The sequence below is a fragment of the Paenibacillus sp. MAHUQ-45 genome, assembly GCF_058133325.1.
The window spans coordinates 441,548-458,519 of record NZ_JBYUPV010000001.1; the positions used below are offsets into that span (position 1 = coordinate 441,548).

General features: G+C 50.8%; 16 protein-coding genes. All 16 read left to right on the forward strand.

Going from position 1 to position 16,972, the window contains the following annotated elements:
* The first annotated feature begins 35 nt into the window (after window positions 1-35).
* The 16 genes from floA to rpoD all read left to right on the forward strand — a co-directional run bounded on the left by floA (window position 36) and on the right by rpoD (window position 16,949).
* A complete protein-coding gene (gene floA / locus AC3Y23_RS01895) occupies window positions 36-1,040 on the forward strand; it encodes a flotillin-like protein FloA (RefSeq protein WP_379195046.1) in 1,005 nt (334 codons plus the stop codon).
* A gap of 16 nt (window positions 1,041-1,056) precedes the next feature.
* On the forward strand, window positions 1,057-1,644 hold the full coding sequence (locus AC3Y23_RS01900; RefSeq protein ID WP_379195048.1) for a YqfB family membrane protein: 588 nt from the start codon (window positions 1,057-1,059) through the stop codon (window positions 1,642-1,644).
* 256 nt (window positions 1,645-1,900) lie between these two features.
* Window positions 1,901-2,194 (forward strand): sporulation protein YqfC, encoded by a 294-nt coding sequence (yqfC, locus tag AC3Y23_RS01905; protein WP_379195050.1) that lies wholly within the window; start codon window positions 1,901-1,903, stop codon window positions 2,192-2,194.
* Window positions 2,191-3,381, forward strand: coding sequence for a sporulation protein YqfD (gene yqfD / locus AC3Y23_RS01910; RefSeq protein ID WP_379195052.1), 1,191 nt, complete (start codon window positions 2,191-2,193; stop codon window positions 3,379-3,381). The genes yqfC and yqfD overlap by 4 nt, the downstream gene beginning before the upstream one ends.
* 6 nt (window positions 3,382-3,387) lie before the next feature.
* Window positions 3,388-4,359, forward strand: a complete 972-nt coding sequence (locus AC3Y23_RS01915) for a PhoH family protein (protein ID WP_379195054.1) — start codon at window positions 3,388-3,390, stop codon at window positions 4,357-4,359.
* Between the two features lie 14 nt (window positions 4,360-4,373).
* Entirely contained in the window at window positions 4,374-6,629 is a 2,256-nt protein-coding gene (locus AC3Y23_RS01920) for an HD family phosphohydrolase (RefSeq protein ID WP_379195056.1), read from the forward strand.
* Window positions 6,626-7,123 carry an rRNA maturation RNase YbeY gene (ybeY, locus tag AC3Y23_RS01925; RefSeq protein ID WP_379195058.1) on the forward strand — a complete coding sequence of 166 codons (498 nt, stop codon included), beginning with the start codon at window positions 6,626-6,628 and terminating at the stop codon, window positions 7,121-7,123. Before AC3Y23_RS01920 ends, ybeY begins: the two co-directional genes overlap by 4 nt.
* Window positions 7,123-7,518, forward strand: a complete 396-nt coding sequence (locus tag AC3Y23_RS01930; RefSeq protein WP_379195060.1) for a diacylglycerol kinase family protein — start codon at window positions 7,123-7,125, stop codon at window positions 7,516-7,518. The genes ybeY and AC3Y23_RS01930 overlap by 1 nt, the downstream gene beginning before the upstream one ends.
* A 337-nt stretch (window positions 7,519-7,855) precedes the next feature.
* Window positions 7,856-8,752, forward strand: coding sequence for a GTPase Era (gene era / locus AC3Y23_RS01935; RefSeq protein WP_379195062.1), 897 nt, complete (start codon window positions 7,856-7,858; stop codon window positions 8,750-8,752).
* Window positions 8,753-8,853: 101 nt separating this feature from the next.
* The gene (locus AC3Y23_RS01940; RefSeq protein ID WP_379195064.1) at window positions 8,854-8,997 is read left to right on the forward strand and encodes a YqzL family protein; all 144 of its coding nucleotides are present in this window, start codon (window positions 8,854-8,856) and stop codon (window positions 8,995-8,997) included.
* A 36-nt stretch (window positions 8,998-9,033) separates the two neighbouring features.
* Window positions 9,034-9,789 (forward strand): DNA repair protein RecO, encoded by a 756-nt coding sequence (recO, locus tag AC3Y23_RS01945; RefSeq protein WP_379195066.1) that lies wholly within the window; start codon window positions 9,034-9,036, stop codon window positions 9,787-9,789.
* A gap of 459 nt (window positions 9,790-10,248) precedes the next feature.
* A complete protein-coding gene (gene glyQ / locus AC3Y23_RS01950) occupies window positions 10,249-11,136 on the forward strand; it encodes a glycine--tRNA ligase subunit alpha (RefSeq protein WP_066365582.1) in 888 nt (295 codons plus the stop codon).
* On the forward strand, window positions 11,129-13,204 hold the full coding sequence (gene glyS, locus AC3Y23_RS01955; RefSeq protein WP_379195068.1) for a glycine--tRNA ligase subunit beta: 2,076 nt from the start codon (window positions 11,129-11,131) through the stop codon (window positions 13,202-13,204). The genes glyQ and glyS overlap by 8 nt, the downstream gene beginning before the upstream one ends.
* A 230-nt stretch (window positions 13,205-13,434) precedes the next feature.
* A complete protein-coding gene (locus AC3Y23_RS01960; RefSeq protein ID WP_379195070.1) occupies window positions 13,435-13,914 on the forward strand; it encodes a YaiI/YqxD family protein in 480 nt (159 codons plus the stop codon).
* Between the two features lie 39 nt (window positions 13,915-13,953).
* Window positions 13,954-15,774, forward strand: a complete 1,821-nt coding sequence (gene dnaG / locus AC3Y23_RS01965) for a DNA primase (RefSeq protein WP_379195749.1) — start codon at window positions 13,954-13,956, stop codon at window positions 15,772-15,774.
* 41 nt (window positions 15,775-15,815) lie between these two features.
* Window positions 15,816-16,949, forward strand: coding sequence for an RNA polymerase sigma factor RpoD (gene rpoD, locus AC3Y23_RS01970; protein ID WP_066364230.1), 1,134 nt, complete (start codon window positions 15,816-15,818; stop codon window positions 16,947-16,949).
* The last annotated feature ends 23 nt before the right edge of the window (window positions 16,950-16,972 follow it).

Below are 16,972 nucleotides of genomic sequence, written 5' to 3' on the forward strand. Positions count from 1 at the left end.
ATGAATTTATTTAATGATGGGGGTTTGAACAACGTATGAATGAGGCAACTTTGATTCCTATATTGCTGATCGCGGTGGTCGTGATCATTGTTCTGAGTGTTTTCTTAAGCTTCTTTCCGGTCATGCTCTGGATTTCGGCCTTGGCCTCCGGAGTCAGAATCAGCATTATTACGCTGGTGGCCATGAGATTGCGCCGGGTTACACCAAGCCGGATCGTCAATCCGATGATTAAGGCAACAAAGGCCGGACTCGGTCTGAATATTAACCAGCTTGAAAGTCACTATCTGGCTGGCGGTAACGTCGACCGTGTTGTTAATGCCCTGATTGCGGCACAACGTGCCAATATTCCGTTGGAATTCACGCGTGCTGCTGCTATTGATCTAGCAGGTCGTGATGTACTGCAAGCGGTACAGATGAGCGTTAATCCGCGGGTCATTGAGACTCCAACTGTTGCTGCGGTAGCGAAAAACGGGATCGAGGTCAAAGTTAAAGCCCGGGTTACCGTACGTGCGAATATTGATCGTCTCGTCGGCGGTGCCGGTGAAGAAACGATTATTGCCCGTGTAGGTGAAGGGATTGTAACCACTGTTGGTTCCAGTAACTCTCATAAGGACGTTTTAGAGAATCCAGATTCCATCTCCCGTACAGTTTTGTCCAAGGGTCTGGACTCAGGTACTGCTTTTGAGATTCTGTCCATTGATATCGCTGACGTTGATGTCGGTAAGAACATCGGTGCCTACCTCCAGACAGAGCAGGCCGAGGCTGACAAACGCATCGCGCAGGCGAAAGCAGAAGAGCGCAGAGCAATGGCTGTAGCGCATGAGCAGGAGATGAAGGCCCGCGTCGTGGAAATGAAGGCGCTTGTGGTGGAGTCTGAATCGAAGGTTCCCCTTGCTATGGCTGAAGCGCTACGTGGCGGTCAGATCGGTGTGATGGATTATATGAACCTCAAGAATATTGAGGCGGATACGCAAATGCGCGGTTCTCTCGGCAAAATGAATGATCAGGACGAGAATAGCGGTCCGAAAAACAACAAATAAGGGGATGTGATATCCCGTGAGCTGGATCTATATCGTTGCAGTGATTATTTTTGCCATCGTCTCGAATGTGAACAAGGCTAATAAAACGAAGGGTAAGGGAGCGCCGCCGGGCGGCATGCCCACCTTCGGAGGCGGGGACGACAGCCCGCTTCGCCGGGTCAAGCGTGACGTGGGTCAGCAGGGCAGGACGTTCCCGCCACCAGGTGCTCCGGTTCCCAGGGAGACTCGGGAGCTTGCACGGGAAGAGCGTGAGTTGGAAGAGAGCTTTCCGATGGAACGGGAACAGCAATGGATTCCTGGTTCCGATGCAGATACCGATACCGGAAATGAAATGACGGTGGAGCAGGGGGAAGAACTGGATAGCGTAAATGCTCGTACTGAAAAAATGCAGCAGGAACTGGAGCGGCTCCATGCTGTCTTTGATGAAATGTCTGGTGAGCCCGCCCCAAGCGTGAAGCATGCTTCCGAGCCAGTGAACGCCGGTATGGCCTCAAGGCCGGTTCTGGCGACCAGCCGTGAGGATCTGCGGAAAGGTCTCATATGGGCAGAGATTCTCGGCCCTCCGCGTTCGAAGCGTCCGCATGCTTACCGCAAAGAAAACTAACAGGACTGTTTATATTAATGTCTGACCTTTGGCAAGAACCAATTATTTGATCTGAGCAAGAACATAAGCCTCTGGCATTTCTGGTTGCAGGAATGTCAGAGGTTTTTTTCGTATGCGGAGGCTTCTGCCGGATTCTCCCTACTGAATTGCCTGCCGAACTATCCCGTTCTGCGGGCTTTTTTCCATGAGTTCTTCTCATAAAGTGGTGCGCTATCGCATATGGTGTACAGAAGGCAGGAAGGGGGAACGTCTACTTATGACCCGTATTGGCCGCAGGCTGCGGGGATGGACAAACGGGGTGCTGGATCTGCCGCAGGATCTGCTGCAGGATATGCCCCGGATCACCCTGATCGGCAATAAGGAGCTGCATATTGAGAATCATCGCGGCGTGCTGCACTTTTCCTCCGGGCAGCTGAAGCTTGCGTTAGCCAAGGGCTCGCTGGAAATCACAGGCGAGGGGCTTATGATCCGGAATATTCTTGGCCAGGAGCTGGCTATAGAGGGGATAATCGGGGAAATCAGGTACAAGGAAAGCGAGGAGAGATCATGAAGGAACCGCCTCTGTCATCACTGCGGGGGTTCGTTACTCTGCAAGTGACGGGACCGCAGGTGGAAGGATTCATTAACGCTGTTGCCGAGGCAGGCATAGTCATCTGGGACGTGAAGCCTGCCGGGAACGGCGCTTCCTTGAAGCTGCTGCTGGACGATTTCTATAACCTCCGGCCGCTCTTGAAGCGGACAGGCTGCCGCATGCATGTCACCGGACGGCATGGTCTGCCCTTTAAGATGGTCCTTCTGTGGAAACGTAAATTTTTTGCCGTGGGCGTGGTACTGTTCGGTGTCTCTCTCCTACTTCTATGCTCTATGGTCTGGAGTATCAAGGTGGAGGGGAATAACCGCATTGCCTCAGAGGATATTTTAACGGCCGCCCGTAAAGAGGGGCTTTATACCTATCAATGGATCTGGCGTCTGAAGGACCCGGACAAGCTGGCTACAGAACTGACGAACCATCTGCCGGGTGTCTCATGGGTAGGCATGGAGCGAACAGGGACAAGTGTAGTCATACAGGTGGTAGAAGCTGCCCAGCCGGAGCGAAAACCGCTGCTTAGCAATCGTCACTTGATTAGCCGCACCGATGCGGTGGTAACCAATATATACGCGGAGCAGGGTAGGCCGGTTGTCGCCCGTAACTCCCGCGTGAAGAAAGGAGATGTCCTGATCTCTGGTATCCTCGGTGACGAAGAGTTCTCCAAGGCTGTGGTTGCCAAGGGGGAAGTCAAGGGACTTGTCTGGCATGAATACAATATCACGGTTCCACTTGAAACGAAGGGCAGCTCCTACACTGGTGAACGGAAGGATCGCAGCTATCTCGTGCTCGGCAAGTGGGCGATCCAGCTGTGGGGCTATGGAAAATCGACTTTCGAGGCATCGAGAACGCTGACCGAAATGGACCCGCTGACCTGGCGGTCCATCGAGCTTCCAGTGGGTTGGATGACAGAAAAGGAGATGGAGGTCCGGGAGACATCCGCCACGCGTACGGTAGAAGAGGCCAAAGCGGAGGGGCTGGAGCGGGCCAAAGCTGATATTTTCGCGCGTTACGGCACCGAAAGCGTCATCAAAAGTCAAAAAATTTTGCATGAGAAGAAAGAGAATGGTAAAGTTTATATGAAAGTACTTTTTGAAGTAGAAGAGAGTATCGCGGAAGAACTTCCGATAGTAAACAACCAAGGAGAATGAGGCTACTTGTCAGAACAGACTGCAAGCATTCGTATATCTTTGCAAAATGCGGGAGAAGCGCAATCCCTCTTCGGCCCGCAGGATGGATTTCTGAAAATCATCGAGAGTGAAATTCCGGCAACCATTGATTCCCGCGAGGCGGAGCTTACGGTGCGCGGTGCAGAACAGAAAGTAGACAAGCTGGGTCAACTGTTCAATGTGCTGCTGTCTCTGATCCGCAGCGGATACATACTCAGTGAGCGGGATGTGCAGTATGCTGTGGAGCTTGCGAAGGATTATCGCGCCGATCAGCTGCTCGACTTGTTCAAAGGCGAAATTACAACAACCTTCCGCGGCAAGCCGATCCGTGTGAAGACGGTTGGACAGAAGCATTATGTGACTACGATCAAGAAACGGGATATTGTTTTTGGGATTGGCCCGGCTGGTACGGGTAAGACTTATCTGGCCGTAGTTCTGGCCGTTGCGGCGCTGAAGGAAGGCGCGGTTAAGCGAATTGTGCTAACTCGTCCGGCTGTTGAAGCAGGGGAGAGCCTGGGCTTCCTTCCTGGAGATCTGCAGGAGAAGGTAGATCCGTATCTCAGACCGCTCTACGACGCCCTGTACGACGTTATGGGGCCCGATCAGGTGGCGAAGGCACTAGAACGGGGATTGATCGAAATCGCCCCTCTGGCCTATATGCGGGGGCGTACGCTGGATGATTCCTTTATCATCCTCGATGAAGCGCAGAACACGACACCGGAGCAGATGAAAATGTTCCTGACTCGGCTCGGCTTCGGCTCCAAGATGGTTATTACTGGGGACGTGACCCAGATTGACCTGCCTCGTGGCAAAAAATCCGGCCTGATTGAAGCAAAAGCGATTTTATCCGGTATAGAAGAGCTGGGCTTTGTCTATTTTGCGGAACAGGATGTAGTACGGCATTCATTGGTGCAAAAGATCATTGTCGCCTATGACCGGGCTGCCGAAAACCTTGAATAAAGGGGACTGTCTCCATGGATTCAAAGCAACCTACGAAATTAAGCGGATTTGTATACAGCAATAACGGATGGAAGTATAGCGCGGTGACGCGCTATGCTCTTTTCCTGTTGCTCGGAATTGTGTTCTACTTCTCTCTCGCACCCGACCTGTTACCTAAGCGGTACGATATCAAGGAAGGGACCCAGAGTGCAAAGGAGATTACATCACCTAAGCGAATTCAGGACAACAAAGCTACACTTAAGGCACAGGAGCAGGCTGCTGAGAATGTGGAGCCACGCTATAAAATCATCCCCATGCGAGCGGACAATTCGGTTACGTCATTGCTCGACCGGATTGACCGGCTTAATCAGGATGACCTAATCTCCCAGAGCGACAAAACAGGCATATACCGTGAGGAGATTCCGAAGCGGGCCAGTGATTTCATTCTGAACTTTGTAAGCACAAGCCGAAATAACGGTACATACTCAGATCATCTACTGGATGAAATGCAGTCGGTGATCAAGGATCAGACCTATGTTATTCCAGAAGAGACGTTTATCAAAATCCCGCGGCTGACTTCCCAGGACATCATCGAGATGAAGCCTGTGGCTCGTGATATTGTCAATCGACTGATGAACGACCAGATTACGGACGCTCAGACCGCAAGGGCTAAGGTGGCTGAACAGGTTAGCATCAGTGCGCTCAGCCAGCGTACCGCCCGGGAAGTCGTGCAGGAGTTGGTACGTCTCGTCATTACGAGCAACAAATTCTATGATGAGGATGCCACCAAGGATGCTGAGGTTCAGGCCCGCGAAAATGCACCGAAGGTGTTCATTGAGCAAGGGGATGTACTTGTTGCCAAGGGCCAAATGATCACGCCAGAGCTGTACAAGCTTCTGGATGAGAGCGGCCTTTTGAACAACAAAGTCAACTATTGGCCACAGCTTGGCCTATTGATGCTCGCTGCGATGTTGTCTACCGGCCTCTTGATGTTTATCCGCTATACTGGAGGCCCATCCAGCTTCAAGTATAATAACTCCCAGCTGTTGATGCTGGTTCTGGTCTTTGTAATTACAATCGTCTTGATGCGTCTTGCAGCGTTTCTCCAGAGCGATGTACGTCCTTATACTGGTTTTCTGGCTCCGGTCGCCATCGGCGCCATGCTGGTAGCGATGCTACTGGATATGACGCTGGCGTACTTCTGCTCGATCCTGTTCGCCATTCTGGCTAGCGTTATCCTGAATGTGCAGCTGGATACCGTATTTGACTTTACGTTTGGCTTTTTTGCCCTGGTCGTGTCTTATGTTGCGATCTTTGCCACTCATCGGGCTGGACAACGCTCCGCCTTGCTAAAAGGCGGAATTATGGTATCATTGTTCGGCAGTGTGACGGTCTTTATGCTTACGCTGTTAAGCGGTGGTGTCTTGAAAGAAATGGATACGCTGTATGCGCTCGGGTTTGCTTTTACCGGCGGTCTTCTGACGGCTGTGCTGGTTATCGGCTTGATGCCGTTCTTCGAAGCTACCTTTGGCATTCTATCGGCTCTTAAGCTGGTAGAGTTGTCGAATCCCAACCATCCTCTGCTGCGCAAGCTACTGACGGAAACACCCGGCACATATCATCATAGTGTGATGGTTGGCAATTTGTCGGAAGCAGCGGCGGAAGCGATCGGTGCGGATGGATTACTCTGCCGGGTAGGCTCCTATTATCATGATATCGGCAAGACCAAACGGCCGTTTTATTTCATCGAGAATCAGAACAATATGGAGAATCCACATGACTCTATAGAGCCGATGCTCAGTAAATCCATTATTGTGGCTCACGCCCGGGACGGGGTCGAGATGTTGAAGGAGTACAAGCTCCCCAAACCGATCCGCGACATCGCCGAGCAGCATCATGGAACAACATTTTTGCATTATTTTTATCATAAGGCGCTACGTCTTGCTGAAGAGAAGGGGACTACACCTGATTTCGAAGAAGATGATTTCCGTTATCCGGGGCCCAAGGCTCAATCCAAGGAATCAGCGGTGGTTGGCATAGCGGACAGTGTGGAAGCTGCTGTTCGATCCTTACGCAAGCCGACCGTTGAGCAGGTGGAAACAATGATCGAGAAGATCATCAAGAGCCGCCTCGATGACCATCAGTTTGACGAGTGTGATCTCACTATCAAGGAACTGGACATCATTGCGCGCACGTTAAAAGAAACGGTGATGGGCATATTCCACTCCCGGATTGAGTATCCGGAGGAAGCGCGTAAGCCGAAAAAAGAGGAAGGGGCTGTTGGTACATGAGCCTGAATGTGGTATGGAATAATGAACAAGAGCAATTTGAAATCAACGACAGTCTCATTGCATTGCTGGAGAGTATCCTGCAAAAAGCGGGGGAGGCTGAAGGCATTGATAGCGGCGAAGTCGATCTGACTTTCGTAGACAATGAGCGAATCCATGAATTAAACCGGGAATACCGCGGCATTGATCGCCCGACGGATGTACTGTCGTTTGCGATGAACGAATCGGCGGAAGATGAACCGGAAATTATATATGAGCTGGAGGAAGGCGAGACACTGGAGGATGTTCCGGAGGTGCTTGGGGATATTATTATTTCTGTCCCTCGTGCTCAGGAGCAGGCATTGGAATACGGCCACTCTTTAGAACGTGAGCTTGGCTTCCTGTTCGTGCACGGCTTTCTGCATCTGCTAGGTTACGACCATCAGGATGACGCCTCCGAAGCTGAAATGATGTCCAAGCAAGAGCATGTTCTGGCTCAGGTCGGACTGACGCGCTAATGGTTAAGAACACGGCAGTAGGGCGCAAAAAGTTCTGGTATTCCTTTCGCTTCGCCGCACAAGGCATCGTCGCGGCATTCAAATCGGAATTGAACATGAAAGTGCACTGCGGTCTTGCTGTAATCGTCCTTCTCGCTGCAGCGGTATTCAGACTGCCTCCGGGTAGCTGGCTGCTGTTGCTGCTGGCGATTACGCTGGTGTTGGCCGCCGAACTGATGAATACGGCTATAGAAGCGACGATTGATCTGGTCTCGCCGGAGATTCACCCACTGGCCAAGAAAGCCAAAGATACCGCCGCAGGAGCCGTGCTTCTATCGGCGGTGTTTGCTGTAATTATGGGGATTTATGTGTTTTATCACCCTGTGATAGACTGGATTACCGGACTTATGTCATAATCAGTGTACCTCAGATTTCATAGCATAAAGATTGCAGGCATACCCAGGGGCGGATTTCGCGGTTTGCGATTCCGCCCTTTTTGAAGTGGGCAAGGACTCTTACGTTTCTTTGCCGGGAATACTAGGGTAGTAACTTACGAAGCCATCTCTAGGGAAATGTATTAATGGGCTTCATGCTGATGCACATACCACGCAAGTTGTTGCGCGCTGCCGCCGATATGGCAAGCCCGATGGGCTGGATGATTCGCCAGGAACGGCGATGCATAATTTAACGGGATATATTCCAGTTAAATGATTTCCAGAATAAATTATTGTTCATTCAAGGAAGGAAGATTAGATGAAGAAGTTCAAATCAGGCTTTGTTGCCATTATCGGGAGACCGAATGTAGGTAAATCGACACTTATGAATCAGGTGATTGGACAGAAAATCGCCATCATGTCGGACAAGCCGCAAACCACTAGAAATAAAATTCACGGGGTATATACAACGAATGAATCACAAGTCGTATTCCTGGATACACCGGGGATTCACAAGAGACAGTCCAAGCTGGGTGATTTCATGAATCAGACAGCGATGAGCACATTGGGCGAAGTAGAGGCTGTATTGTTCCTGGTGGACGCTGCAGATGGACTGGGCGGAGGCGACCGTTTTATTGCGGAGCAGTTACAAGGGCTGAAGACGCCGGTTATTCTTGTGATGAACAAAATTGACAAAATTGAGCCGGAAGCGTTGCTGCCGCTGATCACGCAATATCAAAAGCTGCACAACTTTGCCGAGATCGTACCGATCTCCGCCAAGCTGGGCAACAATGTCAACACGCTATTGGAGCAGATACAGAAGTATCTGCCTGAAGGGCCACAGTACTATCCGGAGGATCAGGTTACGGATCACCCTGAGCAGTTTGTCGTTGCCGAGCTGGTGCGAGAGAAGATCCTGCATCTGACCCGTGAAGAGGTGCCGCATTCCATCGCGGTGGCCATTGAAGATATGCGTGTGGAGTCGAACGGTGTGGTACACATCTCAGCTGTTATTTTTGTCGAGCGCGATTCACAGAAAGGAATCATTATCGGCAAGCAAGGGGCGCTGCTGAAAGAAGTCGGCAAGCGTGCTCGTATGGACATTGAGCGTCTGCTGGGATCGAAGATTTTTCTGGAGCTTTGGGTAAAGGTGAAAAAAGACTGGCGCAATCAGGACCGTGTCCTGCGTGACTTGGGTTTTCATAAAGATCAATAATGACTTCGCCACCTTGGCAGGAATTGCAAGGATAGAACCCGGTACATCGCACATCCTAATTTCGAAGAGACATCGTGTTTCCGAAGAAAGGATGAATACGAATGCGAGATTTTTCGTGGAAGTATTTTGCAATGACTGGAGATGTCGATGCTTATCTGCTGTATAGGGAAGCTGCAGGCTCGCTCCCCGAGAGCGGACCTGTACCGGCGGAGGAAGAGCAGGTCTATGATGAAGAAGCGCAATAGGGACTGGTTGCTTGCCGAATGGTTGGGGGAAGAGGCATGCTACACAGGGTGGAAGGGATCGTCATCCGCAGCATGGACTACGGTGAAGGGAACGCGATCATTACGCTTTGCACCGAGAACGCGGGCAAAGTAGGTGTGCTCGTACGCGGTGCCAAGAAGGTCAAAAGCCGCCATGCTGCGCTGATTCAGCTGTTTACAGTTGGAGAATTTGTTTTTTTCAGAAATAACGGGGGACTCGGTACGCTGAACTCCGGTGAGATTACGCAATCTCATCATCCACTGCGTGAGGATTTGATCAAAGCGGCCTACGCCTCCTACGCCTGCGAGCTGCTGGATCGTGTGCTGCATGATGAGGAGACCGGAAGCTTTTGGTTTCGCCAACTGACGGCCTGCCTAAATGCGCTGGAAGAAGATAAGGAACCCGGTGTGATTATTAATATTTTCGAAATGAAGCTTCTCCAGGCAGCGGGGTATGGTCCGGAATTGGATACATGTATCATCTGTGGCTCGCAAAAACCTGATGACCAGCTTCTGATCAGTCCCCGCCTCGGCGGGGTGCTGTGCCGAAGCTGCAAGCATCAGGACCCTCCAGCACTTACGATTTCACCCCGGGCGCTGAAGCTGCTACGCTTATTCGCGGCACTGGATCTGACCCGGCTCGGCAATGTGGATGTGAAGGAAGCCACCCGTTTGGAACTCAAGAAAATTATGCGATCATTTATGGATATGCAGCTTGGGCTACGGCTGAAATCGCAGAACTTTCTGGACCAGCTGGATAAATACGAGATTTGACGAATCTCGAAATTTCCGTTAATATAGTGGCAGTTTACTTTTATTAATTGTGGTCTGCCGTAATAGCTCCGTTAAGGAGAACGTGCATCGATCGGGAAAGTAATGAACCGTATTGTCATATCAGCGAGTCGGGGGCAGTGGAAGCCTGGCAGGGCAAAGTTCATGAACATGGCACCCGGGAGTACGAAGCGGCACCAAGCGAAAAGTGGATTCGTCACCCTGTTCTTGGTTTTTTCATGATCAGTTACGGGACGGATCAAGTAGGGTGGAACCGCGGGAGAACATGTTAAGCTCTCGTCCCTATGTCTGTATATCAGGCATGGGGGCGGGAGCTTTTTGACCTGTGGCTAGCCGGAGAGTCTTCCGGTGCGCTGCAAGAATAGAGAAGAGCCGCCTCCAGCGCAAGGCCTAAAGAAGGCATCAGGCATGAAAAAACTTGTAAGCGAAGGAGTCGGTAGCATGAACTTTCAGCAGATGATTTTGACACTGCAGCAGTTTTGGGCAGCACACAACTGTATTATCGTCCAGCCGTACGATACGGAAAAAGGGGCGGGTACGATGAACCCTATGACCTTTTTACGTTCACTGGGACCAGAGCCGTGGAAGGTGGCTTATGTAGAGCCTTCACGCCGTCCGTCAGACGGACGTTACGGGGAGAACCCTAACCGTTTGTACCAGCATCACCAGTTCCAGGTGATTATCAAGCCGTCCCCGGACAATATCCAGGAGATTTATTTGGAAAGTCTGAAGGCGCTTGGCGTAGATCCGCTCTTGCATGACATTCGTTTTGTAGAGGACAACTGGGAGAATCCTTCCCTTGGTTGCGCGGGCCTTGGTTGGGAAGTATGGCTGGATGGGATGGAAATCACACAGTTTACGTACTTCCAGCAAGTGGGCGGTATCGAGACACATCCGGTAGCTGTTGAAATCACCTATGGTATGGAACGTCTCGCCTCCTATATCCAGGAGAAGGAAAATGTATTCGACCTGGAGTGGGTGGACGGAATCAGCTATGGAGATGTATTCCATCAGCCGGAAGTGGAGCATTCCACATATACCTTTGAAGTTTCCGATGTCAAAATGTTGTTCACACTGTTCAACACATATGAAGAAGAAGCCCGCAGAGCGATGGAGAACCATCTGGTGTTCCCGGCTTATGATTATGTGCTGAAATGCTCCCATACCTTTAACCTGCTGGATGCACGGGGAGCAATCAGTGTAACTGAACGCACCGGCTTTATTACGAGAGTACGTAATCTGGCTCGTACGGTAGCTGCAACATATGTGGAGGAACGCGAGAAGCTTGGCTTCCCGCTGCTGAAGAAAGAAGGTGCTGACCGTGGCTAAAGATATCTTGTTCGAGATCGGTCTGGAGGAAGTTCCGGCCCGTTTCATCCGTGCTGCGATGGAGCAGCTTGAAGACAGAATGTCCAAATGGCTGGAATCCTCGCGTATTTCTCATAGCGGGGTTACCGCCTATGCAACGCCCCGTCGTCTGGCTGTTCTGGTCAAGGATGCCGCGGATAAGCAGACCGATATCAGTGAAGAAGTCAAGGGGCCGTCACGCAAAATTGCTCTGGACGCAAGCGGCGAATGGAGCAAGGCAGCACTTGGTTTTGCCCGTAGCCAAGGGGTATCTCCAGAGCAGTTTACCTTTAAGGAACTGGCAGGCGTTGAATATATATACGCTACGAAAAGCAGTGCTGGTGTAGAAACATCCACACTATTGGCAGAAGGTCTGACGGACATCGTTAATGCCATGACGTTCCCGAAAAACATGCGTTGGGGCAGCTATGACTTCAAGTTCGTACGTCCGATCCGCTGGCTGGTTGCCTTGTTCGGCCAGGACATTATTGATTTGGAGATCACTGGTGTCAAAGCCGGTAATACGAGTCGTGGACATCGTTTCCTCGGGGGCGAGACTGTAATTGCCGAGCCTGCCGCTTATGTAGAGAGCCTGCGGTCACAGCATGTGCTGGCTGATGTGAAGGAACGTGAGAGCCTGATCCTAGATCAGATTCACAAGCTGGCTGCTGAGAAAAACTGGACCATCGCCATCAAGGAAGATTTGCTTGAAGAAGTATTGTTCCTGGTGGAGACGCCAACAGTTCTGTTCGGAACCTTCGACCCATCCTTCCTGAATATTCCGCAGGACGTATTGATTACCTCGATGCGCGAGCATCAGCGTTACTTCCCGGTACTGGATACAGAAGGCAAGCTGCTGCCATTCTTCGTTACTGTCCGTAACGGAAACGCGGAATCACTGGATGTGATTGCGAAGGGGAACGAGAAAGTGCTTCGTGCTCGCTTGTCTGATGCCAAGTTCTTCTATGAAGAGGATCAGAAGCTGCAAATCAGTGACGCACTGGCCAAGCTGGAAAATATCGTGTATCACGAAGAAATCGGCAGTATCGGCGATAAAGTCCGTCGAATTCGCAAGATCGCGGATCTGCTGGCTGCGAAGCTGAATCTGCCTGCGGCAACTGCGTCTGAAGTCAGCCGCACCGCTGATATTTGCAAATTCGATCTGGTTACCCAAATGGTCTATGAGTTCCCTGAACTCCAGGGCACCATGGGTGAAGATTATGCACGTAAAGCCGGAGAACCGGAGACGGTTGCCAAAGCGATCTTTGAACACTACCAGCCGCGTTTCGCCGGGGATCAGGTTCCATCGACAGATGCAGGTGCGATAGTCAGCCTTGCGGATAAAATAGATACTATTGTCGGCTGCTTCTCCATTGGCATCATTCCGACTGGATCTCAGGACCCTTATGCACTGCGCCGCCAGGCTGCAGGGATCGTGCAGATCGTGCTGGAGCGTCAGCTTCCAATCTCACTGCAGGATATTTTTGCCGCTGCAACTGAAGTGCATGAAAGTTCACGAAATCTGAAACATTCGGGTGAGGAACTGCGTAATACTCTTTACGAGTTCTTTGGTCTGCGCGTGAAACGCCTACTGTCCGACAATGTTCGTTATGATGTAGTGGATGCTGTCATTGCTGCCGGTTTTGATGATGTAGTGAATGTAGTGGCCAGAAGCAAGGCATTGATGGATTCCGTCACCGGACAAGAGGATTTCAAGATTACTGTGGATTCCCTGACCCGGGTCAGCAACCTTGCCGCCAAGGCAACGGAAGTCACTATCGACCCTGCATTGCTGGTGGAAGCTGCTGAGGTGAAACTGTATGAGACATGGCAGGCTCTGCACACGCCTTACCGTGACGCCCTTGCTAGCAAGCAAGCTGAAGAAGCATTGTCTATTCTTTCCGGCTTGAAGGATGCCGTTACCGGATTCTTCGATTCCGTTATGGTTATGGCAGAGGATGAGAAGGTGCGCGCTAACCGTCTGGCCCTGCTGGCTGGCATTGATGCCGACTCGAAGATTTTCGCTGATTTCGGCAAGCTGGTGTGGTAAACAAAGGACGCTTCCTTTATTCCTGGCTATAAAAAAGTTAAGTGTTTTATGGTATAGATTGATGGTTTAGGGTATAAATATACGGAACAGTGCCAAAGCGTCAGCTTGACAACTGTTCCGTATTTATGATTTTGCCAAATTGTCAGCTCACGTTTCGGGATTCAGATTATATTGAATAAAGAAGGATTTTATACCAGAAGCGCGTATATATACTACACGGGAAATTGGTGATGAAGATGGAGAAGTCTCCGGTGAGAACAATTGTCGTAGACGGAGATGCTTGTCCGGTCAAAAAAGAAATTGCCGCTGTAGGCCGCTCCTTTGGGATTCCAGTGGTTATGGTATCTTCCTATGACCATGCGCTTAAGAGTGAAGAAGGGGTAACGGTTGTGCAGGTGGACCGGGGCGATCAGAGTGCTGATCTGTATATTGCCAATCATATCTCCGCAGGCGATGTGGTGCTGACGCAGGATTATGGACTGGCCGCACTGGCGCTGGGCAAACGCTGCAGTGTGCTTTCATTTCGTGGCCAGGATTATAAGGATTCCACGATGGATTTCATGCTGGAGGGAAGGCATGCCAGAGCAGTGGAACGAAGGCGGGGACGCTATTCTAAAGGGCCAAAACCCATCACTGCTGAGGAGAAAAACTTTTTTCAACATAAACTGACAAAACTTTTAACAATTTTGCAGGAGAATGTTCAGCTGTAGCGAATTATATTTATTTGTTAAGAGATGAAGGTGGTTGAAATGGCTAGCGGACAGGGAAGTATCCCGGAAGAGGTCATCGAGAGCGTGCTGGCACGCCATGATATTGTCGATACCGTCGGTAAAGTTGTCCAGTTGACCAAGCGGGGGAAATATTTATGGGGCCTCTGCCCGTTTCATTCGGAGAAAACCCCTTCCTTCACGGTCACTCCAGAGCGTGGAGTGTTTCATTGCTTTAGCTGCGGTATGGGCGGAAATGCCATCAAATTCAGGATGGAAATCGAAGGGTTATCCTTCCCCGAGGCAGTTAGAACGATGGCCGAAGAAAGCGACATTCCTCTTCCGGAAGGGAAAAGCGGGCTATTGTCTCCGCCTGACCCGGAACGGGACCGGCTGCTGCAAGCGTATGAATGGTCTGCGAAGTTCTATCATTTTCTGCTGAAGAATACGGAGCACGGCACTGCCGCCATGGAGTATTTAAGATCCCGGAATTTCAGCGATAAAATGATTGACCAGTTCCAGATCGGGTACGCGCCGGACCGCTGGGATACACTCCAGCAATTTTTGGAGAAGCGCCAATTTGATCTCGCCGAGATGGAGCGGGGCGGACTATTGTCTGTCAGAGGCGAGGGTAAAGGCTTCATCGACCGTTTTCGCGGCCGGATTATGTTTCCGATTGCGAGCCGCACAGGCAAGGTGATTGCTTTTGCCGGAAGAATTCTGGGGGAAGGCCAACCAAAGTATCTGAATTCCCCGGACACCAAGCTGTTTAACAAAAGCAGGGTTCTGTACAATCTGCACCAGTCGAAAGCATCCATTCGCAAAACGCGGCAAATCGTTCTGTTAGAGGGATATGGGGATGTCATTTCAGCCTGGGAATCAGGTGTGCTGAACGGCGTTGCCACCATGGGGACCTCGCTCACCGAGAATCATGTGGCAATGATGAAAAATCTGGCTGATGAGATTGTGCTGTCGTATGATGGCGACCGGGCGGGACAAGCTGCTGCCATCAAGGCTATTCCTATGCTGGAGGGAGCGGGGTTCCGCGTGAAAGTTGCCGTGCTGCCCAGCGGACTGGACCCGGATGAATTTATTTCCCGTTTTGGCGGGGAGCGGTTCAGGGAACAGGTGATTGAGTCGGCGGTCTCATCCGTGAAATTTAAGCTTATATATCTGAAAAAAAACCATATACTCCTAGAGGAAGACGGTAAAATTGCTTACGTAAAAGAAGCACTTCAGATTATTGCATCCTTGCATTCCTCTACGGAACGAGAAGTTTATTTGCGGGAAATCGCCTCCGAGCTGGAGCTGTCATATGATAGTTTAAAGCAGGATTGCAATTTACTCCGGGCATCGATGCAAAAAAACATCCCCGAAGGGGATAATAACGATAATAGGTGGAATAATGGTAGGCATAAAAAAGGGCAAGTGCAGACACCTACGCTGCTACCCGCTTACCATGTCGCAGAACGGCGCCTGTTGTCCTTCATGATTCAGGACCCGGAAGCCGCCACATATGTGGGCGAACGCCTCGGAGAAGAGTTCAACATCGATGATCATGCGGCAATTGCCGCTTATCTATACGCCTATTACGCTCAAGGAAAACCACCGGGAATCAGCCGGTTTCTCTCATCTCTTCAGGATGACCGTCTGGAAAAAACGGCGACTGCCATTTCTATGATGGATACCCCTCCAGACTGGAATACGCAGGTGCTGGACGATTACATCCGTGAAGTGCGGAAATACCCCCTGCAGCGCAGGATGGAACAGAAGCGAGAAGAAATGATTCAGGCCGAAAAAACAGGTGACTTTTTGCGTGCGGCACAAATAGCAAGTGAGATTATAGCCCTAGAGAGACAATGAAATGCCTGGCAGGATGTACCTAGGGAGGAGGGAGTCGAATTATGGCGAACGATCAGCATACTGAACTCGAAGCGGAATTTACTTTGGATCAGGTTAAGGATCAACTTATTGAACATGGCAAGAAAAGATCATCACTGAATTACAAAGATATCATGGAGAAATTATCGCCGTTTGATCAAGACCCCGAGCAAATGGAAGAGTTCTATGAGCAGCTTAGCGATTTGGGGATTGAAGTTGTGAACGAGAATGACGAAGAGGTTACGACTCTTCGACAAAGTGAGGACAACGAAGGCAGCGATAATGACGACTTCAGCTTCGATGATGATCTGTCATTGCCTCCGGGCATCAAGATCAATGATCCTGTGCGGATGTATTTGAAAGAAATCGGCCGTGTTCCCCTGTTGTCGGCAGACGACGAAGTGGAGCTTGCCATGCGGATCAAGAACGGCGATGAAGAAGCCAAACGCCGTCTTGCAGAAGCGAACCTGCGGCTCGTAGTCAGCATCGCGAAGCGTTATGTAGGCCGTGGCATGTTGTTCCTGGATTTGATTCAGGAGGGCAACATGGGTCTGATCAAAGCGGTGGAGAAGTTCGACCACAACAAAGGCTTCAAATTCAGTACGTATGCCACTTGGTGGATTCGTCAGGCGATCACCCGTGCGATTGCGGACCAGGCCAGAACGATCCGTATTCCAGTGCACATGGTAGAGACGATCAACAAATTGATCCGTGTCTCCCGCCAACTGCTGCAGGAGCTTGGACGTGAACCTTCGCCAGAAGAAATTGCAGCGGAAATGGAATTAACGGTAGAAAAGGTAAGAGAAATCATGAAGATTGCCCAAGAGCCGGTATCGCTGGAAACACCGATCGGTGAAGAGGATGATTCTCACCTGGGCGATTTCATTGAGGATCAGGAAGCGTTGGCCCCTGCGGATGCGGCGGCTTACGAACTGCTGAAGGAACAGCTGGAGGATGTACTGGACACGCTCACCGAGCGTGAAGAGAACGTGCTTCGTCTGCGTTTTGGCCTGGATGATGGCCGGACGAGAACACTGGAGGAGGTTGGCAAGGTCTTCGGCGTAACCCGGGAACGGATTCGTCAGATTGAAGCCAAGGCGCTTAGAAAATTGCGTCACCCTAGCCGTAGTAAACGGCTGAAGGATTTCCTCGAATAGGATGTATGAACTGGACCTTCTGC